The sequence below is a fragment of the Stenotrophomonas sp. NPDC077420 genome, assembly GCF_044543385.1.
Lineage (GTDB): Bacteria > Pseudomonadota > Gammaproteobacteria > Xanthomonadales > Xanthomonadaceae > Stenotrophomonas.
This window is the reverse complement of sequence record NZ_JBITVZ010000013.1, coordinates 1-21,963: the sequence shown is the minus strand read 5'-3', so window position 1 is coordinate 21,963 and position 21,963 is coordinate 1. Positions and strand designations below refer to the sequence as shown.

Here is a 21,963-nt window from a genome sequence, read left to right as displayed (position 1 = left end):
GGCCAGAAGCGGACATCGTCAGGTCACCTCATCGCCTACAGAAGCATTCCCCCCGAGGCCTCAATGCGCTGGCCGGTGATCCAACGGCCACTTCCCGCCAGCAGCATTGTCACGGCCTTGCCGATGTCGTCGGGGCGACCGGTGCGTCCCATCGCCGTGTGCTGTGCCACGTACTGGTTCACAGCATCATCGTCGCGCACAGCACCGCCGAAGAAGTCGGTCTCGGTGGCGCCAGGGGCCACGGAGTTAACCGCGATTCCCCTCGGCCCCAGCTCCAGCGCGAGATAGCGGGTCGCGGTTTCCAGCGCGCTCTTCATGGCCGCGTACGCCAGGCTGCCCGCAGCCACATGCCGGGTCAGGCTGGTGGAGATGTTGATGATGGCGCCGCCATCGGCCAGCTGTGGCGCCAGCAACTGGGTCAGCAGGAGTGGCGCCTTGAAGTGCACGCGGTACAGCAGATCAATGTCATCGCCACGGATCTCTCCAAACGCTGATGGTGCGTGCAGCCCTGCATTGTTCACCAACTGGTGGAAGTGGGATGCATCCCAGCGCTGCAGTTGCGCCCGCACAGCCGCCGCGTAGGTCTCCAGCGATCCAATGGCGTCCAGATCCAGTGGCAACATCGCGGCGCGCACGCCGCAGGCTTCAATCTGCCGCAGGGTCTCGGCCGCCTGCACCTGCTGATGCTGGTAGGTGATCAACACATCGCTGCCCTGCCTGGCCAAGTGGAGGGCAATGCTGCGGCCAATGCCACGGCTGCCACCGGTAACCAGGGCGATCGTGCGGGGCGTGTGTACGTTGTCCATCATGGCTTTGTCTCGTGAACCGGGGCATGACATGCTGCGCCCACGGTTCCGCCTGCACTTGCCCAATCGCGTACGATCCTTGCCCGATTTCCCTGCCATCGAAGATCACCAGGCCACGTTGCGTGCATTGGCACTGCAGGCACAGGCGGTGCTGCACGCACGCAGTGCAGATGCATCGCCGCTGCTGGAACTTCTGCCTGGTGCCTGGCTGGCGCGTACAGGCTCGACGCGCGTGCCGGCCCCGGCCCTGTACCGCCCCGCGGTGGGAGCGGTGCTGCAGGGGGCCAAGCAGGTATGGGTGAATGATGCGGTACTGGAGTACCGCGCCGGCAATGCACTGCTTACCCGCCAGCCGGTTCCCGCGCGCGGGACGGTGTCCCGTGGCGACCACCGCACGCCGTTCCTTGGGCTGGTGGTGGAGCTGGATACCGGCGTCCTGCGGCAGTTGCTTGGCCAGTTGGGCAGCCCGCCTGCAGGCGAGGCCCCGCATCCTGCGCCGTTCAGTGTGGTTGCACTGGATTGGCCGGTACTGAACTGTCTGCAGCGTCTACTGGCGTTGGCCCTCGATACGCCCGACGCCCAGCGGCTGCTGTGGCCCGGCCTGCAGCACGAGCTGCTGTTCCGTCTGTTGCAGGGTGAAGCAGGGCCGGCGCTGCTGGCGATGGCCCAGCCCTCCCCCTTGGCACGCCGAATGGCGAGCGCCATTGGCCACCTGCAACGCAGCTTCAGGCAACCACTCGATGCAGCAGCGCTGGCCAGCCGTGCAGGCATGGGCAGCGCACTGTTCTATCGACATTTCCGTACGGCAACGGGTCTGTCACCGCTGCAGTACCAGAAGCAGCTGCGCCTGATCGAGGCACGCCGCCTGCTGCAGCGGGGCGGCACCAGCATCTCCGCCACCGCCTTCGCCGTGGGCTACGAGAGCCCTTCCCAGTTCAGCCGTGAGTTCAGCCGGCTGTTCGGCCACGCACCGCGCGAGGCGCTGCCGCCTACCGCCCGGTGAGCTTCAGCCTTGCTCGGCCACGTGGTGCTTGAGCATTGCGATCCCGGCGTCCAGCGTAACCACCGGCCGGTAGCCCAGTTCGCTGCGGGCACGGCTGTCGTCCAGTGTCACTTCCACGGCAGAGGACGCAAATTCCTGGCGGGTCATCGGCGCACGCAGTGGCAGCCTCAGCCTGCGGAACAGGTCGTCCAATCCGATGAACACACGCAGCAACGCGCGGGGCACCTGTTTGTCGGGCGGCTGTACGCCGTAGGCCTGCAGCTGGGCACCAATCAGGCGCCGGAATGCCACCGGCGCACCATCGCAGACGTGGTAGATGCGTGCGCCAGCGCCACGGGTCAGCGCGCAGCTGACCGCTTCGGCCAGGTTGTCCACGTGCGTGGCCGAGGTGAGGTAGTGCCCGCCATCGATCCACGCAAAGCGCCCACTGCGTACGGCCTGCAGCAGGTATGGCATCGCGGTGGTGTTGTCGCGGCCCCAGACGAAGCGCTGTCGCAGCACCTTCACCGCGAACTGTGGCGTGGATAGCGCCAGCGCTACCCGTTCCGCTTCGGCCTTGCTTGCGCCATAGACGCCGGCGGCGCGCGCCGGGTACGGATGGTCTTCGCGCGCCTGATGCAGGGGCGCACCGCGGGTCAGCGCCGATTCGCTGCTCAGCACGACCGCCACCGGCACCCCCGCAGCGAGGCCAGCGGTCAGCACGTTGCGGGTGCCCTCCACATTGGTCTGCCACTGGCTGGACGAGGCATTGCGGTGGTCGGTGTCGGCAGCTGCGTGGATCAGCGCAGTACAGCCTTGCATCGCCGCAGCGATACCCGGGTCGAGCAGATCACCGTGTACTGGTTGGGCGCCCAGCGCCTCTACAACTGCCGCGGCTTGGGGGCTGCGCACCAGCGCACGTACGTGGTGGCCGTCTGCACACAGGCGGCGAATCAGATTGCGGCCCACGTAGCCGCTTCCTCCGGTCAGGAAGAGGATGGAAGAACTCATCAGGGTTACCTCGGGGGAGAAAACGGATTCAGCGCGGCGGCGTGTCGATCAGCGCGCCAATGTCCTGCAGCAGCTGCTGCCGCTGCGCGGACGGCCACTGCACGTAGTCCAGCGACTCCAGCAGTTTCATGCCTTCCAGCGCGAGGTAGGCCAGCAACGCGCTGCGCGGGTGCGTGGCTTGCTGCTGGATCTCGGCCAGGATCTGCGCCTGGTTCTGCTGGATGGGCGCGCGCAGCTGCGGGTCCTGCGCCATGGCCGCGCACAGCGCCAGGGCCACCGGCTGGAAGGCTTCGGGAAAGGGTTGCTCGGCCGCAGCGAGGCGCCCACGCAGCACCGCATCCTGCTCGAAGCCCTTGGCCGCCTCACGGTTGAAGGCGTTGTCGCGGGCGACCGCACGTTCAACCACCGCCTGGATCAGACCGGCTTTGGACTGGAAGTCATAGACCACCGAGGCCTTGCTGACCCCGGCTTCGGCGGCCACCGCATCCAAGGTCAGCCGCGCCGCCCCCACTTGGGCGACAACGCGCTCGGCGGCATCCAGGACGTGCTGCGGATCAATGCTTTTGCGGCGACCCATCGACGGGCTCCATATTTAACCATCCGGTCGATTATAAATATGGACGCGATGTTGTAAAGCCCGGCGTGAGGCCTACAGCGCGTCGTAGAGCGCGCCCAGCTGGCCCAGGATCTGCGTGGCCGCCGACAGATCGGCGTCGGAGTACTGCGCCAGCGCCTGCTGCATCCACTGCTCGATGCTTTCTTCACGCTGCCGGTGGCGCGCTCGACCGGCGGGCGTCAGCTTCACCCGCACCTTGCGCCGGTCGTCGGCCGCCTCCTGCTTGTCTACATACCCGGCCGCCACCAGCCTCTTCAGCAGCTGGGTCACGGCCGCGGTGGAGGTTTCAGTGCCCTCCGCCAACGCTGTCACCGACAGGGGGCCGCGCTCGTCCAGCATCACAGCATGCGTAGGACCAAGGCATCACTGATCTACCGCCGAACAAAGAACCTGCGCGCAGTTCAGATACTCCTTGGCCACACCAAGTTTGAGAGCACAGTGAGATATCTAGGGATCGAGGCGGTGGATGCATTAGAGATGGCGGAGCAGACCGAAGCCTGAGGGGGGCGGAAGTCGCGGCTCTTCAAAGCACGACTTGGGGCCGCTTCCGGCCAGAAGCGGACGCTGAATTCGTTGGGCCTGCGAAACGGCTACCCCTTGAAAGAATCTCTGAGCCTCAGACCCAGCGACGGACCGACCTGCAGTAGGCAGCGTACTGCGTCGGGAAACGAGAGGACAAATGCCGTTCCTCGGGTAGGATCTGGAACCGCGTGATGTACGTTACGAAGAATGCTGTTACGAGCAACCCCCATGGCTGCGCCAGCCAGGCGGACAAGCCCAGAAGTGCAAGTGCGTATCCCAAGTACATCGGATTACGCGAAAAGCGGTAAGGCCCATGGATGATGAGCGCGGACGCCAGCTCCGGCTGGACCGGACTGACCGAGGTGCCCACGCGCCGGAACAGCACCTTGGGCCAGGCGTTGATGCCTAGACCCACTACAAGGAGTGCGACGCCAACCGCCGACAGCAGCGAAGACGGTTCAGTGGCTCTGGGCAAGAGCCAGGTGAGGACTGCAAGCACGCCCACGAGAACAGGCGGCGGAACTTTCTTTTCAATCACCGAACCGGGTGTTGAACTTCTCCGCTCATATTCCGACATCAACAGCGCGATCCGCGAAGTCGATTGAGGTTGAGGGAAGTGTAAGTCGACGTCATCGCTAGACTCATCTGACTCGCTCGCGACCTTTCGAAAGATTAGCTTTGCCAGCCACCCCAAATGAACTCCCGGCACTGTAATCGCACCAATTATAGGCGAGGCCATAGGTGCAATCGAAACAGACCTGTTCCGACTCTTCTACCCGGACGCGGCCGCTCGCAAACCCAGCGCCGGGCCGACAAGGCAGCGGTTCAACCGCTGCCCCTGGCTCGGCCCTCAGCCCGCTGACGCCTGCTCCGCCGCAAACGCGGCGTATGTACGCAGCGGCCGCCCCAGCAACTGCATCAACCGCTCCACGTCACCCGCGCCTGGCAGCATGCCGTCGCTGATGAATCGCTCGGCCATCTGTCGCATGTCGTAGGCCATCCACACCGGCATGAATTGGCGCAGGTTCTGCTCGAAGGCGGCCGTGTCATCGCCGCCGTAGGCGATCGGGCGGTTCAGCACATCGCTCCAGATGGCCGCCACCTGTTCTCCGGTGAGGGCCTCCGGGCCCACCAGGTTGAGTCGGGTCAGCGCGCTGTTGTCCGGCGCCTGGTCGCGGTTGAGCAGCTCGGTGGTGGCAATCTCGGCGATGTCGCGGGTGTCGATCATCGCCAGCCCCTTGCTGCCAATCGGCATGGGGTACACACCGTAGCCCTGCACCACGTCCTTGATGGTGAGGTCGTTGTCGATGAAATAGGCCGGGCGCAGGATCGTGGCGCTGAAGCCCATCTGCTCGATCATGCGCTCCACGCCGAACTTGCCGGCGAAGTGGGGCACGTTGACGTAGCGGTCGCTGTGGATCACCGACAGGTACACCACGCGCTTCACCCCGGCCTCGCGGGCCACGTTGAGGGTGATGAGTGCCTGGGTGAATTCGTCGGCGACCACGGCGTTGAGCAGGAACAGCGTGGAGACGCCCTTCAGCGCTTGGCGGAGGGCATCCACGTCCAGCAGGTCGCCCTGCACCAGCTCCACGGTGGCTGGCAGGTTGGCGGTGGCCGGGGTGCGGACCAGTGCGCGAACGCTTGCGCCGCGATGGATGAGGTGTTGGACGACCTGACGGCCGATGGTGCCAGTGGCGCCGGTAACAAGAATGGTCATGGGGTACTCCGGGTGGGTGGTGAGGCCTCATGGTTGTTGATCCGCATGCGGGCCGATAGCCCATATACTTGGACCACCTGTCTCGCTGGTGTAACACATGGACCTGCTGGCCTTGGCCGACTTCAACCTGGTGGCGCGACACGGCGGGTTTGGCCGTGCCGCGCGCGCGGCCGAGCGCCCCAAGGCAACGCTGTCGCGCCGCGTGGGTGAGCTGGAGGCCAGCCTGGGGGTGCGGCTGTTCGAGCGTGGCTCGCACACGCTGAAGCTCACCGAGGAGGGTCGGGCGCTGTTCGAGCGCACCGAGACGCTGCTTACCGAACTGGACGAAGCGGCCGCGTCCATTGCCTCAGGCGGCGACACGCCCCGTGGGCGGCTGCGCGTGAGCGCACCGATGCTGTTCTCGCAGATGGCGCTGGGCAGGATTGCAGCCGAGTTCGTGAAGCGCTACCCACAGGTGCGGCTCGATGTGACCACGGAAGACCGCGCCGTGGACATGGTGGAAGAAGGCTATGACCTGGTGATAAGGGTCAATCCGGATCCGGATGAGCGGCTGGTGGGGCGGGTGCTGATCCGGGACCGCCTGGTAGCGGTGGCGCACCCGGACCTGCCCCTGCCCGCGGTGGGCGAGACGGCGCCTGGGGTGTTCCGGCCATCCAGCGATGCCACCGGCTGGGACCTGGTGACGCCGCGTGGCGAGAGGCGTATCGCGGTGGATCCGGTGCTGCGCCTGGGCGCACTGACCATGGTGCGCGATGCCGTTCGTGCAGGCACCGGCGCGGCGATGCTGCCCTTCTCGCTGGTGGCCGACGATCTCAGGGATGGCGCATTGGTGTCCTGGGGAGATGCGAAGGCGCCGCCCATCGAGATATGGGCGCTGTACCCGTCGCGACGGCTGCTCAGCTCAAGGGTGTCGGCGCTGCTCGACCTGCTCAGGGAATCCTTCCCCGAGGGCCAGGCGGAGGAGCTGGCCGCGTTCGCAGGTGGGGGCCGCTGACGGACAGGAGCGGCCTCCATCGCCGGCTCTCGCGATTGCTGATATTGCGAAGGCCGACCAACGGTCGGCGCTACCAGCGTGCTGCGCGGTGCGGGCTGGTTGCGACGCGCATCTCTTCTTACATCGAGGGTTGTGGAGAACAATCGGCAAACGTTGCGTGCCTCTGATTCTGGGACATTCATTCCAGCAATTCCTGCCCGATGGCCAGATTCAGGCTCGCTTGCGTCGCACCATCTGTCCGGTGAATCGGAGATGCCGGTATGCTGGTGAAATGCCAACTTCTCTTCATCTGAGCAGCTGTGCATGGTGTGGATTCGGGGCTTGATATCCCTTCGTTAGATCAGATGAAAGTGCAAAACTCTGCGTCGGGAGGGTGGCGAATACAACACCCCCTGGGAAATAAGTCACGCCGTCGGTCTAGCGGATATCAACCTCCCGACTCCCTCGTCGCCGACGAGGGAGTACTTCCGATGGAGTAGACGCATGCGCAGTTCAGAGAAGGATTCGGCCAGCGGATCCAAGCATGAAGTTGGCCTTGGCTGGTACCAGCCCAAGAGCGTTCGCATTTCAGCCGTGGAGCACCCTGCCGGTAATATCCTGCCGCCGGACGTCGCCATTCCCTACCTGTCGCTTTGCGGGGTATGGCTCGAACGGCTCGGACTGAAGGCGGGCTACCGGGTAAAGGTGGAAGGCGCCCCGGGGCGTGTGACGCTGACGTTGGACGAAACGCCAGTAGAGCTTCCGTACCGGTATCGCAAGCACACGCCGAAGAAGTCGCGGGCACGGCAGTTGAATCAGCAGCAGTGAGCCCGGGTGCGTGATGATCTCCAGCTCGGCATTGGAGGCTCGGTGCGGGTCTTCAATGCCGAACGTGACGCGCGAGCACCTGTGGCCCCTCCCCCGCCGCGTCTACGCAATGAACACCAGCCGCAGCGCGAACCCGATCAGCAGCACGCCCATCGCCCGCTCGAACCAGTGGCTGGCACTCAGGAATTTCTTTCGCACTGCTGCGGTTGAGAATGCGACGCTGACCAGGACGAACCAGGCGGCGTTGACCAGGCACATCCAGGCGCCGTAGAGCAGTTGGACGGGCAACGGTGTCTGTGCACTGACGATCGTCGTGAACACCGCGAGGAAGAACAGGGTCGCCTTGGGGTTGGTCGCATTGGTCATGAAGCCGATGACGAATGCCTGCCGGGGACTCTGCTTCACTTCCTCTGGCTTCCCCTCGGTGACGACGCCAGCGGCGCTGCCCGGTTTGCTGGCGAGGAACTTCACGCCCAGATAGAAGATGTACGCCGCACCCAGCCATTTGGCAGCGGTCATCAACCACGGCGTTGTGTGCAGCAGGGCGCCCACGCCGATCAGGGTATAGATCACGTGGACCGAGATACCGGCGCCGATGCCCAGGGAGGTGTAGATGCCGGCCTTGCGTCCGAAGCGCACGCTCTGGCGCACGGCTACGGCGAAGTCTGGGCCTGGGGCGACCACCGCGAGGAAATGGATGACGGCGAGGCTGAGGAATTCGGCCCAGTAGGGTGCTGGCACGTGTTGCTCCGGGGGGGTGCGGTGACGCTCTATTTTTACTGAGTAGCCGGGCAGAGCCCGGCTCTACCGCACGGTTTTCTGCCGGGTTCGTGAAGGCCGGCCAACGGCCGGCGCTACCGGATCGGTTGCGACTGTGGGAGTCGCTAGCGGAAGACTACGGTGCGGTGGCCGTTGAGGAGGATGCGGTGTTCTACGTGCCTGCGTACGGCGCGGGCCAGCACCTGCGATTCGGTGTCGCTGCCAAGGCGGACCAGGTCGCGGGGGGTCATGGCGTGGTCTACGCGTGCTACGTCCTGTTCGATGATGGGGCCTTCGTCGAGATCGGAGGTCACGTAGTGGGCCGTTGCGCCGATGATCTTTACGCCGCGCGCGTGGGCCTGGTGGTACGGCTGCGCGCCTTTGAAGCTGGGCAGGAAGCTGTGGTGGATGTTGATCGCGCGACCGGCCAAGGCTTGGCACAGGCGCGGTGACAGGATCTGCATGTAGCGGGCCAGTACCACCAGGTCGATCTGTTCGCGCTCGACCAGGTCGATGATCTGTTGTTCCTGTACGGCGCGGTTGTCGGCGTTCACCGGCAGGTGGTGGAACGGGATGCCGTAGGAGCCCGCCAGAGCACCAAAGTCTTCGTGGTTCGATGCGACGGCCGTGATATCCACCTTGAGCTGGCCACTGTGGGCGCGGAACAGCAGGTCGTTCAGGCAGTGGCCCTGCTTGCTCACCAGCACCAGCAGGCGTGCACGGCGGCGGGCGTCGTGCAGCTGCCAGTCCATCTGGAAGTCGGCGGCCAGCGTGGCCATGCGGGCCTGCATGGCTTCGATGGGCTGCTCGCGGTCGCGGTCGAAATGCACGCGCAGGAAGAATCGACCGCTCTCGTCGTCGCCGAACTGCTGCGCGTCCAGGATGTTGCAGCCCTGCTCGAACAGCAGGCCGGAGACGCGGTAAACGATGCCGGTACGGTCCGGGCATGAGAGGGTGAGGATGGAGTCGGGGCGCATGGGGTGAGTTTAGTGGAGCGGTGTGGGCCTCTGGGGGGACGATGTCAGTTGCAACTAATTGCGGCGTGGGATTGATGCATTGGAGCAGCGGACTAACAGTCCGCTCTACCGTCCGCTCTACCGTCCGCTTAGGCCGGTGGATGCACCGTTAGCGCCACCAGCCGCATCACCAGCGGGCGCACCATCAGCACGCAGACGAAGGCGGTGGGCATGGCGAGCTGGTAGGCGCCGAGTACGCGGGCGGGGAACTGAGCGTTGATGCCGGCATTGGCGGCGGTGATGACCAGGCACATCAGCATGGCCATGATCGAGGCCATGAAGAAGGCGAATACGTAGGGGGTGGTGCGGGGGCTGAGCTTCCAGCGGCGCGGGAAGGTCTGTGCGTCTGTCATCGGGCAGTCCTTGAAGAGGCAGCCGGGGTGGCTGCAGGGTCGGCACGATAGGCGGGGGCGCGGGACGGCGGTAGCGCGCGCGGCCTTGGCTCTTTGCAAAGCAGATCTGCGCAATGGGGCGCCATAATTGGCGTAACCATGAACATTCTTCAGTCAATCCGCAGCTTCGTCCGTACCGCCGATGCCGGCAGCCTGGCGGCGGCGGCGCGCTCGCTGGGAATCAGCCCGGCGGCGGTGGGGCAGAACATCGCGCGGCTGGAGGCGCACCTGGGGGTGCGGCTGTTCAACCGCACTACCCGCTCGCTGGCCCTCACCGAACGCGGTGCGCGCTACCTGGAGGAGGTGCGCCATATCGAGCGCGACCTGCAACGGGCGCAGGCCGCGGTCACCGATCCCGATGCGGTGCCGCAGGGGCGGTTGCGCATTGCCAGCACATCCGCCTTTGGCCGCCACGTGCTGGCGCCGATGCTGCCGGCGCTGCAGGCGCGCTTCCCCGGGCTGGCGATCGAGCTGCTGTTGGCCGACCGCAGTGTGGACCACGCGCGCGAAGATGTGGACGTGAGCTTCCGGATCGAACCGCAGCTGGTGGATGGGCTGGTCGCGCGGCCTGTTGCGCAGGTGCCGTTCGTGGTGTGTGCGGCGCCTTCGTACTTGGCGCAGGCCGGTGCGCCGGACACGCCGGAGGCGCTGCGCGAGCATCGTTGCCTGGTGTTCCGCTATCCAGTGGATGGGCGGTTGCTGCCGTGGGGATTCGTGCGCGATGGGATCCGCTTCGAGGCGGAGATGCGGCCGGCACTGGTGTCGGATGACATCGATGCGATTGCGGCGATGGCAGCGGCCGGCGGTGGGATCGCGCGGTTGGCGGCGTTCGTGGCGGAACCGTGGCTGGCGCGCGGGGCGTTGCAGGTGTTGTTCGCGTCGGGCGATGGGGCGCGGACGTCGCCGGAGCCGATGCGGGTGTTTTTGTGCGTGAGTGATCGGCGCGATTTGACGCCGAAGGTGCGGGCGTTGATGCAGACGGTGGTGGAGGGGTTGCCGGGTGCGTGGCGGGTGGGTATCGAATGAGATCAGGCGGCGCACGACCAACGGTCGTGCGCTACCGGGTTTATCACGCGGTGGGTGCGGTGAATACGCCGCGGGCTTCGCGCGGTTCGCAGCGCAGGTACTGCGGGGCCGGGGTGATGGAGTCGCCGAGGGCGGCGGCGGCGTGCCACGGCCAGCGCGGTTCGTAGAGGATGCCGCGGGCCAGCGCGACGGCGTCGGCGTGGTTGTGGCGCAGGATCGATTCGGCCTGCGCCGGGTCGGTGATCAGGCCGACAGCGATGACCGGCATGCGCACTTTGGCTGCCTTGATCGCGGCGGCGAACGGTACCTGGTAGCCGGGCTCGAGGGCGATCTTCTGGCGTGCGTCGAGACCGCCGCTGGACACGTGCAGGAACTGGCAGCCGCACAGGTCGAGGATCTGCGCGAGGGTGGTGCTCTGTTCGATGTCCCAGCCGCCGTCGACCCAGTCGCTGGCGGAAATGCGCACGCCCACGCTGATGCGGTCGGAGACCGCTGCGCGCACGGCGTCGAACACGCGGATCAGCAGGCGCATGCGGTTTTCCAGCGAACCGCCGTACTCGTCCTGGCGCTTGTTGCTCAGCGGCGACAGGAACTGGTGCAGCAGGTAGCCATGCGCGGCGTGCAGTTCGATCAGGTCCAGGCCGGCGCGCTCGGCGCGCTTGGCGGCCACAGCGAAGGCCTCCACCACGGCGTCGATGCCGGCTTCATCCAGCGCTTCGGGCGTGGGGCCGTTGGCGGTGAACGGCAGCGCCGAGGGGGCTTTGACGGTCCAGCCGTTCGGGTCGGTCGGCGGCAGCGGACCACCGCCGTCCCACGGGCGTGCGGAGGAGGCCTTGCGGCCGGCGTGGGCGAGCTGCACGCCGATCGGCATGGGCGACCAGCGCTTTACCGAAGCGATCACGTCGGTGAGGGCGGCTTCGGTGGCGTCGTCCCACAGGCCCAGGTCGGCGTAGCTGATGCGCCCTTCCGGCAGCACGGCGGTGGCTTCGAGGATCAGCAGGCCGGCGCCGGATTGGGCCAGCATGCCCAGGTGCTGGCGGTGCCAGTCGTTGGCCAGGCCGTCGGTGGAGGAGTACTGGCACATCGGGGCGATGACGATGCGGTTGGACAGCGTCAGCGGTCCGAAGGTTACGGGGGAGAAAAGCTGGCTCACGGGCGGGCGACTCGGGGGGATGTTGAAACCGGGGGGTTATTGCACCCGGAAGCGGGGGTGCAGGCAACCGTTTGTTTGGAACGGTGTGGGTGCGGCGCGATGGCCCGTGCCTGCCTTCATGAAGAACGCGTCGCCACGCGCCAAGGGAACGACGCGCCGATCATAGGGGGACCGCATCGGGGAGGAGGAAGGACAGGGCTTGTGTGCAGGGCTGTTCGACCTTCAGGGTCAGGAGGTCGTCTGCGCGGGTGCGGCCGAGGTTGAGGGCGGCTACGGGTAGGCCGGCCTTGGCGGCGGCCTGGACGAAGCGGTAGCCGGAATAGACCATCAGGGAGGAGCCCACGACCAGCACGGCGTCGGCGTTGGCGAGGTGGTCGTGGACGGCAGCTACACGCTCGCGCGGTACGTTTTCGCCGAAGAAGACGACGTCCGGTTTGAGGATGCCGCCGCACTGCGGGCACGCCGGTACGTTGAAGGCGCCGAAGTCCACGTTCTCCAGGTCGGCGTCGCCATCCGGGGCGATGCCGGCGTTCAGGGTGTCCCAGCCGGGGTTGGTGGCCAGCAGGGTGTGCTGGAAGTCCTCACGGTCGCTGCGGGTTTCGCAGCCCATGCAGCGCACCCGGTCCAGGCGGCCGTGCAGGTCGATCACGCCTACGCTGCCGGCGCGCTGGTGCAGGCAGTCCACGTTCTGGGTGAGCAGCACTTCCACCTGGCCGCGCGCTTCCAGCGCAGCCAGTGCGGCGTGGGTGGCGTTGGGCCGGGCGTGGCCGAAGCGCGGCCAGCCCAGCAGGCTTCGCGCCCAGTAGCGCTGGCGGGTGGCCAGTTCGCCCATGAAGTCCTGGTAGTTCACCGGGGGCGTGCGCTTCCACTGGCCGTCGGCGTCGCGGTAGTCGGGGATGCCCGAGTCGGTGCTGCAGCCGGCGCCCGTCAGCACGAACAGGCGACGGGCGCGGTGAATGAAGTCGGCCAGAGAGGTGGACATGCCAGCTAGATGGGGGCGGTTGCGGGGTTCGCAATCGCCCTGCCCGTTCAGGGGCCGGCGATGTCGGCCGGCAGCGCAGGCACGGCGGTGGGCTTGTGGTTCTCGTCCAGCGCGATCATCACGAAGTGGCCGCGGGTGCACAGCTTGCGCTCGCCGGTGTGCAGGTCCTCGGCGATCAGCTCCACTTCCACCTTCATCGAGCTGCGGCCCACCTCCACGATGCGGCCCACGGTTTCCACCATCTGGCCGATGCTGATCGGCAGTTTGAAGTCCACCTGGTCGGAACGGGCGGTGACCACGGTACGGCGCGAGTAGCGCGCGGCGGCCAGGAACGCGGCCTTGTCCATCCACGCCAGCGCCTGGCCACCGAACAGGGTGCCCATGTGGTTGGTGTGGTTGGGGAACACGATTTCGGCCATGCGCACTTCGGTGGGCGGGACGACGTCGGGGGTGGCGGTCATGGGGGCGGCCGTAAGGTGGGGTTCGCGCGGATGATACGGCAAACAAAAAACCCCGGCAGCGCCGGGGTTTTTCGGGGCACGTTCTGATCGGGATCAGAAGTTCATGTCGAAGGACACTTCGCCCTGCACGCCCACCTGGTAGGCCGAGGGGCGGCGTTCGAAGAAGTTGGTCAGCTCCTGCACGTCCTGCAGTTCCATGAACGGCAGCGGGTTGCGCACGTTGTACTTCTTTTCCATGCCGAGGCGGTGGAAGTGGTTGTCGGCGCAGTGCTGCAGATACTGGCGCATGTCGCGGGTGGAAATGCCGGCCACGCCGCCGGAGAGCACGTCTTCGGCGAACTGCACTTCGCATTCGATGGCTTCGGCCAGCATGTCGTAGACCTGCTGCTTCATTTCATCGTCGAACAGGTCCGGCTCTTCCTCGCGGATCACGTCCACGCATTCGAAGGCGAAGTCCATGTGCGCGCTTTCGTCGCGGAACACCCAGTTGGTGCCCGAGGCCAGGCCGTTGAGCAGGCCACGCGAACGGAAGTAGTACACGTAGGCGAACGCGGCGAAGAAGAACAGGCCTTCGATGCAGGCGGCGAAGCAGATCTGGTTGAGCAGGAACTGGCGACGCTGGTCGCGGGTCTCGATGCGGGTGAGGCCCTGGATGGAGTCGATCCACTTGAAGCAGAAGTCGGCCTTCTTCTTGATGGAGTCGATGTTCTCCACCGCCGAGAACGCCTTGGCGCGCTCTTCCGGGTCCGGCAGGTAGTTGTCCAGCAGGGTCAGGTAGAACTGCACGTGCAGCGCTTCTTCGTACAGCTGGCGCGACAGGTACATGCGCGCTTCGGGCGCGTTCAAGTGCTGGTACAGGTTCAGTACCAGGTTGTTGGACACGATCGAGTCGCCGGTGGCGAAGAAGGCAACCAGGCGGTGGATCAGGTGGCGCTCGCCCGGCGACATCTTGGTGTGCAGGTCGCTGATGTCGATCTGGAAGTTGATTTCTTCCACGGTCCAGGTGTTCTTGATCGCGTTGCGATACATGTCATAGAACTGCGGGTAGCGCATCGGGCGCAGGGTCAGTTCAAAACCGGGATCGAGCAGCATCTGCTTGCGGGTGTCGGCCATGTGTTTCTGTCCTTCGAAGGCGTGTGCCGACCAACGGTCGGCACCTACCGGGTGTTTGTTCCGGCCGGTGGGCCGGTGGAGCGGCCGGGCGGGCCCGGCGCTGTGGGGGGTCGAGGCCGGCCAACGGCCGGCGCTACCGGGGCGGTGGGCGCCCCGCGGATTACTGGCAGGCTTCGCAGGCTTCCGGGTTTTCCAGCGAGCAGGCGATGGCTTCTTCCGGGCTGAACACCTGTTCCGGGGCAGCCGCTGCGGTGTGGCTGATGGTGGTCTTGGCGATCTTGGTGGCCGGACGCGAACGCAGGTAGTAGGTGGTCTTGATGCCCTGCTTCCAGGCGTACATGTACATGGAGGACATCGCGCCGATGTTCGGGCTTTCCATGAACAGGTTGAGCGAGGCGGACTGGTCGATGAACGCGCCACGGTCGGCGGCCATGTCGATCAGCGAACGCATCGGCAGTTCCCACGCGGTGCGGTAGATCTGGCGCAGGCTTTCCGGGATCTGGGCGATACCCTGGATGGAGCCTTCGGCCATCTTGATGGTGTCGCGCATTTCCGGGGTCCAGTGGCCGAGCTTCTTCAGCTCGTTCACCAGGTAGCGGTTCACCTGCAGGAAGTCGCCCGACAGCGTTTCGCGCTTGAACAGGTTGGACACCTGCGGCTCGACGCACTCGTAGCAGCCGGCGATGGAGGCGATGGTGGCGGTCGGGGCAATGGCGATGATCAGCGAGTTGCGCAGGCCGTGTTCCTTGATGCGGGCACGCAGGGCGTCCCAGCGCGCGCCGTCTTCCGGCACCACGTTCCAGGCGTCGAACTGCAGTTCGCCGCTGGCCGCACGGGTGTCGTTGAACGACGGGTGCTTGCCACGTTCCTGCGCCAGTTCGACCGAGGTCTCCAGGGCGTGGAAGTAGATGGTCTCGGCAATCTTCTTCGACAGCGCGCGGGCTTCGGCGCTGTCGAACGGCAGGCGCTTGCGGAAGAACACGTCCTGCAGGCCCATGCAGCCCAGGCCGACCGGGCGCCAGCGCATGTTGGCGCGGCGGGCGGTTTCGATCGGGTAGAAGTTCAGGTCGATCACGCGGTCGAGCTGGCGCACGGCCAGGCGCACGGTTTCGGCCAGCTTTTCGTAGTCGAACTCGTTGTGCTCGTCGAAATGGTTGCCCAGGTTGATCGAACCCAGGTTGCACACGGCGGTTTCATCGTTGGAGGTGACCTCCAGGATTTCGGTGCACAGGTTGGACAGGTGGATCACGTTGCCCGGACGCAGGGTCTGGTTGCTGGCGCGGTTGCACTTGTCCTTGAAGGTCATCCAGCCGTTGCCGGTTTCGGCCAGGGTACGCATCATGCGCGAGTACAGCTTGCGCGCGGAAATGGTGCGGTTGGCCTTGCCCTGTGCTTCGGCCTGCAGGTAGGCGGCCTCGAAGGCTTCACCGAACAGGTCGGTGAACTCGGGCACCACGCGCGGATCGAACAGCGACCATTCCTGGTCGGCTTCGACACGCTTCATGAACAGGTCCGGCACCCAGTTGGCCAGGTTGAGGTTGTGCGCACGGCGCGATTCGTCGCCGGTGTTGTCACGCAGCTCGAGGAAGTCTTCGATGTCGGCGTGCCAGGTTTCCAGGTACACGCAGGCCGCGCCCTTGCGCTTGCCGCCCTGGTTCACTGCGGCCACGGACGAGTCCATGGTCTTCAGCCACGGCACGATGCCGTTGGAATGGCCGTTGGTGGACTTGATCAGCGAGCCGCGCGAACGCACGCGGGTGTAGCTCACGCCGATGCCGCCGCTGAACTTGGACAGCTGGGCGATGTCGCCGTACTTGGAGTAGATCGATTCCAGCGAATCCTGCGGCGAATCGAGCAGGAAGCACGAGGACAGCTGCTCGTGGGTGGTGCCGGAGTTGAACAGGGTCGGGCTGGACGGCAGGTAGTCTAGGTTGCCCATGCGCTTGTACAGCGCGAGGGTTTCCGGCACGTCTTCGCTCAGCGCACTGGCGATGCGCAGGAAGAACTGCTGCGGGGTCTCGATCACCTTGCGGGTGTGCGGATGGCGCAGCAGGTAGCGGTCGTACAGGGTACGCAGGCCGAAGTAGTCGAAGTTCAGGTCGAGGCTGAGGTCGATGGCATCGTTGAGCTTGCGCGCGTTGGTCTGCACGAAGTTCAGCAGGCGGTCGTTGATCAGGCCCACTTCGTGGCCACGGCCCACCGACTGCGAGAAGGCATGGATTTCCTGCCCGGACACTTCCTTGGCGATGTAGTTGGCCAGCAGGCGCGCGGCCAGGCGGCCGTACTCGGGCTCTTCACCGATCAGAAGGGCGGCGGTGCGGATGGACAGCTCGTCCAGCTCCTGGGTGGTGGCGCCGTTGTACAGGCCGGAAATGGTGCGGGTGGCCACGCGCATCGGGTCCACCGCGTGCAGGCCTTCGGCCGAACGCTGCACCGCGCGCACGATCTTGTTCAGATCCACCAGTTCGGTCGTGCCGTTTCGCTTGGTGACGCTCATCGCCGTATTGGTCGGCGGCGAAGTCAGCAGGAATTCGCTTTCCTGTTCGGTGGCTGCGCTGGTTTCGGTGCTCACGGCGGTTTCCTCTTGGCGTGATTTGGGGTGGCACAGGGTCGCCTGCCAGGCAGGCGTGGAACCGGCGCGCTCGGGGCTCCAAGGATGGACTGACGGTGTCGCATGGGACGCGACCGGCGCGAGTGCGCTGCGGACATCCCCTTGCGTCACCGGTCATCTCCCCCCGGAGACTGGCGCTACCAGCACCGCACCCTGTTCGGCATGCGGTTGTCGGCGGGCGGTAGGCCCTCTTTGGACCCTCCACTTGTGGTCGAAGGGACCGACGGCCACAAGATAGTGGGGGTATGGGGGTCCGTCAACGCCAAATCCGGGGAATCGGGGCAATCCCTTGCGGCGCAAGGTTCCGCTGTTGGGGGCGTCCGACGAACGGTCGCGACCCGTCGAAAGCGAATGCGCAGTCAAGGGTTGAGGGCGACTTTTCGTGCGATGGAGGGGGTCGAAAAACGGAACAGTTGGGCGTCACGCGGGCGTAACAATCACGCGCGGATCGGGCACCCCGCGGACACGCATGGCGTGTCCCTACGCCTTGTTCCGGCCCGTTGTTCGAGCCCGGGTGACGGCCGGTTGCCTCGGTTACGCCCGGTGGGGCGTGCCGAGGTATTCCGCGCTCTGCATTTCGATCAGGCGCGAGGCGGTGCGTTCGAAGGCGCCCTGCAGTCGGGTGCCGGTGTACAGGGCGACCGGGGCGTCGGTGGCGGTACAGACCAGGTTGACGTTGCGGTCATAGAGCTCGTCGATCAGATTGACGAAGCGGCGCGCGGCATCTTCATTCATGCGGTCGAAGTGCGGGATGTCGCCCAGCAGCAGGGTGGTGAACTCGCGGGCGATCTCGATGTAGTCCGAGGGGCCGCGCGGGCCTTCGCAGAGGGCGGCGAAGTCGAACCAGACGATGCTCTTGCCGCGCGCGCGTACCGGAATCTTGCGCGCTTCGATCTCAATGTTGCCGGGCTTGGGTGGCTGGCCACCGCTGAGCGCGGCCCAGCGCGAGGCCAGCCAGGCATCGCTGTCGGCGTCGCGCGGGGACTGGTACACCGGCGAGTGGGTCAGCGCCCGCATCCGGTAGTCCTCGGTGCCTTCGGCGTACAGCTCCACGCAGTAGGTCTGCAGCAGGCTGATGGCGGGCAGGAAGCTGTCGCGCTGCAGGCCGTTCAGGTACAGGTTCTCCACCGCCGTGTTGGAGGTGGTGACCAGGGTCACGCCTTCGGCAAACATGCGCTCGAGCAGGCGCGCCAGCAGCATGGCATCGCCGATGTCGGTGACGAAGAACTCGTCCAGCACCAGCACGCGCAGCTTGGTACGCCATTCCTGGGCGATCCGGGCCAGCGGGTCGCTCTGGCCCTGGTGCTCGCGCAGGCGCTCATGGATGCCGCGCATGAAGCGATGGAAGTGGGTGCGGTACTTCTGTTCGATCGGCAGGCCGTCATAGAACAGGTCGACCAGGAAGGTCTTGCCGCGCCCCACCCCGCCCCAGAAGTACAGGCCCTTGACCGGCTCGGGCTTCTTCCAGAACGCCGACAGGCGGTCCAGCCAACCGTCCTGGGCGCTGTCCACCAGGGCCAGGTGGATGCGGTCCAGCTCGGCCAGGGCGGCATGCTGGGCCGGGTCATTCTGCCATTCGCCCCGGGCCACGCCTTCGGCGTAGCGCTGCGACGGGGTCAGTGCGGTATCGCTCATGCGCTGGCGCTGTCCAGGTGGGGCAGCCAGTGCTTGACGCCGTGGGTGAGCGCGCCGCGCAGGTCGATCAGCTTGCGGTGGAAGAAGTGGCTGGTTTCGGGCATGCGCACCAGCTCGTGGGGGGCATCCAGGCTGTCCAGCCAGTCATACACCTTCTGCGGGTCGACGATTTCGTCGGACTCGCCCTGGATCACCAACCAGTGGGCCGGCGGCTGCACGCCGTCGAACTCCCAGCGCCCGGCCGGCGGGGCGATCGAGACCAGCACCTGCGGCTGCAGGTCGGCCGATGCGCGCAGCGACACGAAGGCCCCGAAGCTGAAGCCGGCCAGCCACAGGGTGGCGTCGGGGCGCTGTTCGCGCACCCAGGCCACCACGGCCTTGAGGTCGTCCTGCTCGCCCACGCCCTGGTCGAAGCGGCCGGCCGAGGTGCCGACGCTGCGGAAGTTGAAGCGCACGGTGGTGATGCCCAGCTCGCGCAGGGTGGTGCCCACCATGGTCACCACTTTGTTGTGCAGGCTGCCACCCTCGGTGGACAGCGGGTGGCAGATGACCGCCACCACCGGCTGCGGGGTCACGTCGGACTTGGGCAGGTCGACCACCACGTCCAGCGCGCCGACCGGGCCGGCCAGCTGCAGCGGGCCGCTTTCATTGGGGAATGGGGGATTGTGCATGGCGTCATAATACCGCTCCCCCGCGGGCTTCACCGCCGCGCCTGCCTGGAACCCCATGTTCTATCTGCTTTTCAGCGTGGTCTGCAGCGTGCTGGTGTCGGTGCTGCTGAAGCTGGCCGCGCGCCGCCAGCTGGATGTGGGCCAGATGGTCACCTGGAATTACCTGGTGGCGGCCGTGCTTACCGCCGCCATGCTGCGGCCTCCGCTGGAGGCCCTGCAGTCCGCGCATGCACCGTGGCCGGCGCTGCTGGTGCTGGCGGTGGTGCTGCCGTCGCTGTTCCTGGTGCTGGGCCGCGCGGTGGCGGTAGCCGGGATCGTACGCACCGATGTGGCGCAGCGGTTGTCATTGCTGCTGTCGTTGCTGGCCGCGTTCCTGTTCTTCGGACAGACCGCCACGCCGCTGAAACTGCTGGGGCTTGGGCTGGGGCTGGTGGCGATGCTGGGCATCAGCCTGCGCCCGCGTGGGCCGGCGGTGGCCGGTGAGGCGGGCAGCTGGCGCTGGCTGCTGGCGGTATGGGTGGGCTTTGCGCTGGTGGACGTGCTGCTGAAGCAGGTGGCGTTGTCGGGGACGCCGTCGATGGCGGCGCTGCTGGCGTGCTTCAGCATTGCCTTCGTGCTGATGCTGGGGGTGCAGGGGTGGCGGCATGCCACGGGGCGCAGCCGGCTGGCCGCGCGCAACCTGGGCGCGGGGGCGCTGCTGGGGCTGCTCAATGGCGGCAACATTCTCTTTTATGTGCATGCCCACCAGGCGCTGCCGGACAGCCCGGCCACGGTGTTTGCCGGGATGAACATCGGCGTGGTGGTGCTGGGGGCGCTGGTGGGGGTATTCGCGTTTGGCGAGCCGACCACGCGGTGGAACCGCGTGGGGCTGGCATTGGCAGTGGTGGCGATCGGGTTCATCGCCTGGGGGTGAGATCGCGCGCAGTGCCGACCAACGGTCGGCACCTACCGGTTCGATATCCGTGCGTTTCCGGTTCGATATCCGTGCGTATTCGGGGCGTTACCGGTCGAAACCCAGGATCAACGGGTCGTGGTCGGAGCTGCGCCACGGGCCGGTGACGTTGCGGTCGCGGTAACCGGCGTCGTCGGCTTCGTCGGCATTGATATGCCATTCGGCGGCGCCGCGCAGGCGTTTGGCCATGCCCGGGCTGAGCAGGGCGTGGTCGAGGCGGCCGGTCATGCCGTTATACACATAGCTGTAGGGCCGCTCGACCTTGGCCACGGCGAAGGCGTCGCGCCAGCCGGCGTCGTGCAGGGCGCGGATCGGGGTTTCCATGGCGTAGGCGTTGAAGTCGCCCAGCAGGATGGCGTCGGCGGTGCCGGCGCCGGTCGGGTCGGTGCCCAGCCACTGGTTGAGCAGGCGCGCCGATTCCACCCGGGTGGCGGTCCAGCAGCCTTGGCCATCCTTCTGGTCGGCATCGGCGCCGCTGGCCTCGGAACAGCCCTTGGACTTGAAGTGATTGGCCACCACCACGAACGGCGCCCCCTTGCCGGCGCGGAACGCCTGCGCCAGCGGCACCCGGCTGTGCGGGCCGAACGGGCCGGTCTCCAGCACCGCCGGCTTGCCGACTGGGGTCACCGTTGAGCTGCGGTAGATGATGCCGACCCGGATCGGGTTCTCACCCGGGCCCTTGCCGGCGTCGATGAAGCGCCAATCGCCCTGCCCGCCCGGCGCGGCGTTGAGCGCGCGGACGAATTCGGCGATTGCCGACTGCGGGCCGTAGCCGTCGTTTTCCAGTTCCATGAGGGCGGCGACGTCGGCGCCGAGCGCGTTGACGGTGGCCACCAGCTTGGCGGTCTGGGCCTGGTGTTCGGCCAGGGTGCGGGCGCCGCGCAGGGTCGGGTACTCGCCGCCCTGGCCATCGCCGTTGAAGAAGTTTTCCAGGTTGAAGGCGGCTACCTTGAGCCTGCCAGTCACCGCCGGGGCGGCCGGGCGGTTCAGTGCCGGCAGCGTCAGCGGGGTAGTGACCTGCAGGCGCGGCGTGCCCTTGGCATCCACGCGGACAATGCCTTCCACGTTGCGCAGGACGGTGCCGGTGCGCAGGGTGGCGTCGGCGGGAAGGTAGGCCACCGGGCCGGGGTCGCGGGCATCGCTGCCGTCATCCAGCAGCAGGCGGCGTCGCTGGTTGTCGGCGATCACCCTGGCATGGGCGTCGCTGCCCGGGGCGGCCACCTCGCTGGGCTGCCAGAGGCGGCCGTCGAAGGCCACGGTGAGTTCGCCGAAGCGGGCCAGGCCATCGGTGCCGGCCACGGTCAGCGGGGCGGTGATACGCACGTGCCGGCCGTCGAGGGTGCGCCAGTCGGCGGGCGCGGCGGTGAGGGTAATGGGCGCGGTGGCAGCCGGGGTCGATGCGGTCGGGCGTGCCTGCGGCTGGGCCTGGGCGAAGGCGGTGGCGGGCAGCAGCAGCGACAGGGCGAGAGCGAGGGTGCGACGGCGCATCGACGGCGATTCCGGGAACGGGCGCACAGGGTAACCGTGAAACATGAAAGTCCGCTTTGCCGGAGAGGCTGGATGCGGACCGGGCGGGGGAAGGTGGGACCCGGCCGGTAGAGCCGACCGGTAGAGCCGACCGGTAGAGCCGACCGGTAGAGCCGACTGTTAGTTGTGATCTCTCAGTAGGTTGTTCATCCGGGACATCTTTGGAAAATGGTGGTTACCACACCTGTCCACGCCCAAAGAGCCCGG

22 protein-coding genes and 1 pseudogene are annotated in these 21,963 nt (G+C 66.5%); 6 read left to right on the top strand and 17 right to left on the bottom strand.

Annotated elements, in window-relative coordinates; all coding sequences use genetic code 11:
- Nucleotides 1-35 precede the first annotated feature (35 nt).
- Complete coding sequence (locus ACIGII_RS13320; RefSeq protein ID WP_399638784.1) at nucleotides 36-839, bottom strand: SDR family NAD(P)-dependent oxidoreductase; 804 nt, start codon at nucleotides 837-839, stop codon at nucleotides 36-38.
- A gap of 46 nt (nucleotides 840-885) precedes the next feature.
- Between ACIGII_RS13320 and ACIGII_RS13315 the strand changes: the two genes are divergently transcribed.
- The gene (locus ACIGII_RS13315) at nucleotides 886-1,809 is read left to right on the top strand and encodes an AraC family transcriptional regulator N-terminal domain-containing protein (RefSeq protein WP_399638782.1); all 924 of its coding nucleotides are present in this window, start codon (nucleotides 886-888) and stop codon (nucleotides 1,807-1,809) included.
- A gap of 3 nt (nucleotides 1,810-1,812) precedes the next feature.
- On the opposite strand, the gene ACIGII_RS13310 is transcribed toward ACIGII_RS13315, so the two are convergent.
- The 3 genes from ACIGII_RS13310 to ACIGII_RS13300 form a co-directional block, all read right to left on the bottom strand.
- Nucleotides 1,813-2,799: an NAD-dependent epimerase/dehydratase family protein gene (locus tag ACIGII_RS13310; protein ID WP_399638780.1), complete on the bottom strand. Its 987-nt coding sequence runs from the start codon at nucleotides 2,797-2,799 to the stop codon at nucleotides 1,813-1,815.
- Nucleotides 2,800-2,827: 28 nt separating this feature from the next.
- Nucleotides 2,828-3,376, bottom strand: coding sequence for a TetR/AcrR family transcriptional regulator (locus ACIGII_RS13305; protein ID WP_088479559.1), 549 nt, complete (start codon nucleotides 3,374-3,376; stop codon nucleotides 2,828-2,830).
- A gap of 72 nt (nucleotides 3,377-3,448) precedes the next feature.
- Nucleotides 3,449-3,754: a MarR family transcriptional regulator gene (locus ACIGII_RS13300; RefSeq protein ID WP_399638778.1), complete on the bottom strand. Its 306-nt coding sequence runs from the start codon at nucleotides 3,752-3,754 to the stop codon at nucleotides 3,449-3,451.
- Here ACIGII_RS13300 and ACIGII_RS13295 point away from each other — a divergent pair.
- A pseudogene (locus ACIGII_RS13295) lies at nucleotides 3,755-3,916 on the top strand (integrase); the annotation flags it as partial.
- Between the two features lie 115 nt (nucleotides 3,917-4,031).
- Here ACIGII_RS13295 and ACIGII_RS13290 read toward each other — a convergent pair.
- Nucleotides 4,032-4,514, bottom strand: a complete 483-nt coding sequence (locus ACIGII_RS13290; RefSeq protein WP_399638776.1) for a methyltransferase family protein — start codon at nucleotides 4,512-4,514, stop codon at nucleotides 4,032-4,034.
- Between the two features lie 273 nt (nucleotides 4,515-4,787).
- Nucleotides 4,788-5,657, bottom strand: coding sequence for an SDR family oxidoreductase (locus ACIGII_RS13285; RefSeq protein ID WP_399638775.1), 870 nt, complete (start codon nucleotides 5,655-5,657; stop codon nucleotides 4,788-4,790).
- A gap of 97 nt (nucleotides 5,658-5,754) precedes the next feature.
- Here ACIGII_RS13285 and ACIGII_RS13280 point away from each other — a divergent pair, with 97 nt between their 5' ends.
- Together ACIGII_RS13280 and ACIGII_RS13275 are read left to right on the top strand one after the other, a co-directional pair.
- Nucleotides 5,755-6,651, top strand: a complete 897-nt coding sequence (locus ACIGII_RS13280) for a LysR family transcriptional regulator (RefSeq protein WP_399638773.1) — start codon at nucleotides 5,755-5,757, stop codon at nucleotides 6,649-6,651.
- A gap of 483 nt (nucleotides 6,652-7,134) precedes the next feature.
- A complete protein-coding gene (locus tag ACIGII_RS13275; protein ID WP_399638772.1) occupies nucleotides 7,135-7,458 on the top strand; it encodes a hypothetical protein in 324 nt (107 codons plus the stop codon).
- 102 nt (nucleotides 7,459-7,560) lie between these two features.
- On the opposite strand, the gene ACIGII_RS13270 is transcribed toward ACIGII_RS13275, so the two are convergent.
- The 3 genes from ACIGII_RS13270 to ACIGII_RS13260 all read right to left on the bottom strand — a co-directional run bounded on the left by ACIGII_RS13270 (nucleotide 7,561) and on the right by ACIGII_RS13260 (nucleotide 9,586).
- On the bottom strand, nucleotides 7,561-8,199 hold the full coding sequence (locus tag ACIGII_RS13270; protein ID WP_399638770.1) for a LysE family translocator: 639 nt from the start codon (nucleotides 8,197-8,199) through the stop codon (nucleotides 7,561-7,563).
- Nucleotides 8,200-8,342: 143 nt separating this feature from the next.
- Nucleotides 8,343-9,194, bottom strand: coding sequence for a formyltetrahydrofolate deformylase (gene purU, locus ACIGII_RS13265; RefSeq protein ID WP_399638769.1), 852 nt, complete (start codon nucleotides 9,192-9,194; stop codon nucleotides 8,343-8,345).
- Between the two features lie 128 nt (nucleotides 9,195-9,322).
- Complete coding sequence (locus ACIGII_RS13260) at nucleotides 9,323-9,586, bottom strand: DUF2798 domain-containing protein (protein WP_399638767.1); 264 nt, start codon at nucleotides 9,584-9,586, stop codon at nucleotides 9,323-9,325.
- Nucleotides 9,587-9,724: 138 nt separating this feature from the next.
- Between ACIGII_RS13260 and ACIGII_RS13255 the strand changes: the two genes are divergently transcribed.
- Nucleotides 9,725-10,651, top strand: coding sequence for a LysR substrate-binding domain-containing protein (locus tag ACIGII_RS13255; protein ID WP_399638765.1), 927 nt, complete (start codon nucleotides 9,725-9,727; stop codon nucleotides 10,649-10,651).
- 43 nt (nucleotides 10,652-10,694) lie between these two features.
- Here the strand turns inward: ACIGII_RS13255 and ACIGII_RS13250 are convergent, their stop codons facing one another.
- From ACIGII_RS13250 to ACIGII_RS13220, 7 genes are all read right to left on the bottom strand, one after another.
- On the bottom strand, nucleotides 10,695-11,804 hold the full coding sequence (locus ACIGII_RS13250) for an NADH:flavin oxidoreductase/NADH oxidase (protein WP_399638764.1): 1,110 nt from the start codon (nucleotides 11,802-11,804) through the stop codon (nucleotides 10,695-10,697).
- 160 nt (nucleotides 11,805-11,964) lie between these two features.
- The gene (locus tag ACIGII_RS13245) at nucleotides 11,965-12,786 is read right to left on the bottom strand and encodes an NAD-dependent protein deacetylase (protein WP_399638762.1); all 822 of its coding nucleotides are present in this window, start codon (nucleotides 12,784-12,786) and stop codon (nucleotides 11,965-11,967) included.
- Between the two features lie 47 nt (nucleotides 12,787-12,833).
- Nucleotides 12,834-13,247, bottom strand: coding sequence for an acyl-CoA thioesterase (locus tag ACIGII_RS13240; RefSeq protein WP_068848408.1), 414 nt, complete (start codon nucleotides 13,245-13,247; stop codon nucleotides 12,834-12,836).
- 93 nt (nucleotides 13,248-13,340) lie between these two features.
- Nucleotides 13,341-14,360 (bottom strand): ribonucleotide-diphosphate reductase subunit beta, encoded by a 1,020-nt coding sequence (locus ACIGII_RS13235; protein WP_399638761.1) that lies wholly within the window; start codon nucleotides 14,358-14,360, stop codon nucleotides 13,341-13,343.
- 160 nt (nucleotides 14,361-14,520) lie between these two features.
- Nucleotides 14,521-16,932: a ribonucleoside-diphosphate reductase subunit alpha gene (locus ACIGII_RS13230; protein ID WP_399638760.1), complete on the bottom strand. Its 2,412-nt coding sequence runs from the start codon at nucleotides 16,930-16,932 to the stop codon at nucleotides 14,521-14,523.
- Nucleotides 16,933-17,505: 573 nt separating this feature from the next.
- Nucleotides 17,506-18,606 carry a cell division protein ZapE gene (gene zapE, locus ACIGII_RS13225; protein ID WP_399638758.1) on the bottom strand — a complete coding sequence of 367 codons (1,101 nt, stop codon included), beginning with the start codon at nucleotides 18,604-18,606 and terminating at the stop codon, nucleotides 17,506-17,508.
- Entirely contained in the window at nucleotides 18,603-19,277 is a 675-nt protein-coding gene (locus tag ACIGII_RS13220; RefSeq protein WP_399638757.1) for an alpha/beta hydrolase, read from the bottom strand. Before ACIGII_RS13220 ends, zapE begins: the two co-directional genes overlap by 4 nt.
- A 55-nt stretch (nucleotides 19,278-19,332) precedes the next feature.
- Here ACIGII_RS13220 and ACIGII_RS13215 point away from each other — a divergent pair, with 55 nt between their 5' ends.
- Nucleotides 19,333-20,190, top strand: coding sequence for an EamA/RhaT family transporter (locus ACIGII_RS13215; RefSeq protein ID WP_399638756.1), 858 nt, complete (start codon nucleotides 19,333-19,335; stop codon nucleotides 20,188-20,190).
- 87 nt (nucleotides 20,191-20,277) lie between these two features.
- Here the strand turns inward: ACIGII_RS13215 and ACIGII_RS13210 are convergent, their stop codons facing one another.
- Entirely contained in the window at nucleotides 20,278-21,717 is a 1,440-nt protein-coding gene (locus tag ACIGII_RS13210) for an ExeM/NucH family extracellular endonuclease (RefSeq protein WP_399638755.1), read from the bottom strand.
- Between the last annotated feature and the right edge of the window lie 246 nt (nucleotides 21,718-21,963).

Coding starts and splice junctions, on each gene's coding strand:
- ACIGII_RS13320 (WP_399638784.1), bottom strand. CDS start 839: ATGTCATGCCCCGGTTCACGAGACAAAGCCATGATGGACAACGTACAC.
- ACIGII_RS13310 (WP_399638780.1), bottom strand. CDS start 2,799: ATGAGTTCTTCCATCCTCTTCCTGACCGGAGGAAGCGGCTACGTGGGC.
- ACIGII_RS13305 (WP_088479559.1), bottom strand. CDS start 3,376: ATGGGTCGCCGCAAAAGCATTGATCCGCAGCACGTCCTGGATGCCGCC.
- ACIGII_RS13300 (WP_399638778.1), bottom strand. CDS start 3,754: ATGCTGGACGAGCGCGGCCCCCTGTCGGTGACAGCGTTGGCGGAGGGC.
- ACIGII_RS13290 (WP_399638776.1), bottom strand. CDS start 4,514: ATGTCGGAATATGAGCGGAGAAGTTCAACACCCGGTTCGGTGATTGAA.
- ACIGII_RS13285 (WP_399638775.1), bottom strand. CDS start 5,657: ATGACCATTCTTGTTACCGGCGCCACTGGCACCATCGGCCGTCAGGTC.
- ACIGII_RS13280 (WP_399638773.1), top strand. CDS start 5,755: ATGGACCTGCTGGCCTTGGCCGACTTCAACCTGGTGGCGCGACACGGC.
- ACIGII_RS13275 (WP_399638772.1), top strand. CDS start 7,135: ATGCGCAGTTCAGAGAAGGATTCGGCCAGCGGATCCAAGCATGAAGTT.
- purU (WP_399638769.1), bottom strand. CDS start 9,194: ATGCGCCCCGACTCCATCCTCACCCTCTCATGCCCGGACCGTACCGGC.
- ACIGII_RS13260 (WP_399638767.1), bottom strand. CDS start 9,586: ATGACAGACGCACAGACCTTCCCGCGCCGCTGGAAGCTCAGCCCCCGC.
- ACIGII_RS13255 (WP_399638765.1), top strand. CDS start 9,725: ATGAACATTCTTCAGTCAATCCGCAGCTTCGTCCGTACCGCCGATGCC.
- ACIGII_RS13245 (WP_399638762.1), bottom strand. CDS start 12,786: ATGTCCACCTCTCTGGCCGACTTCATTCACCGCGCCCGTCGCCTGTTC.
- ACIGII_RS13240 (WP_068848408.1), bottom strand. CDS start 13,247: ATGACCGCCACCCCCGACGTCGTCCCGCCCACCGAAGTGCGCATGGCC.
- ACIGII_RS13235 (WP_399638761.1), bottom strand. CDS start 14,360: ATGGCCGACACCCGCAAGCAGATGCTGCTCGATCCCGGTTTTGAACTG.
- zapE (WP_399638758.1), bottom strand. CDS start 18,606: ATGAGCGATACCGCACTGACCCCGTCGCAGCGCTACGCCGAAGGCGTG.
- ACIGII_RS13220 (WP_399638757.1), bottom strand. CDS start 19,277: ATGCACAATCCCCCATTCCCCAATGAAAGCGGCCCGCTGCAGCTGGCC.
- ACIGII_RS13215 (WP_399638756.1), top strand. CDS start 19,333: ATGTTCTATCTGCTTTTCAGCGTGGTCTGCAGCGTGCTGGTGTCGGTG.
- ACIGII_RS13210 (WP_399638755.1), bottom strand. CDS start 21,717: ATGCGCCGTCGCACCCTCGCTCTCGCCCTGTCGCTGCTGCTGCCCGCC.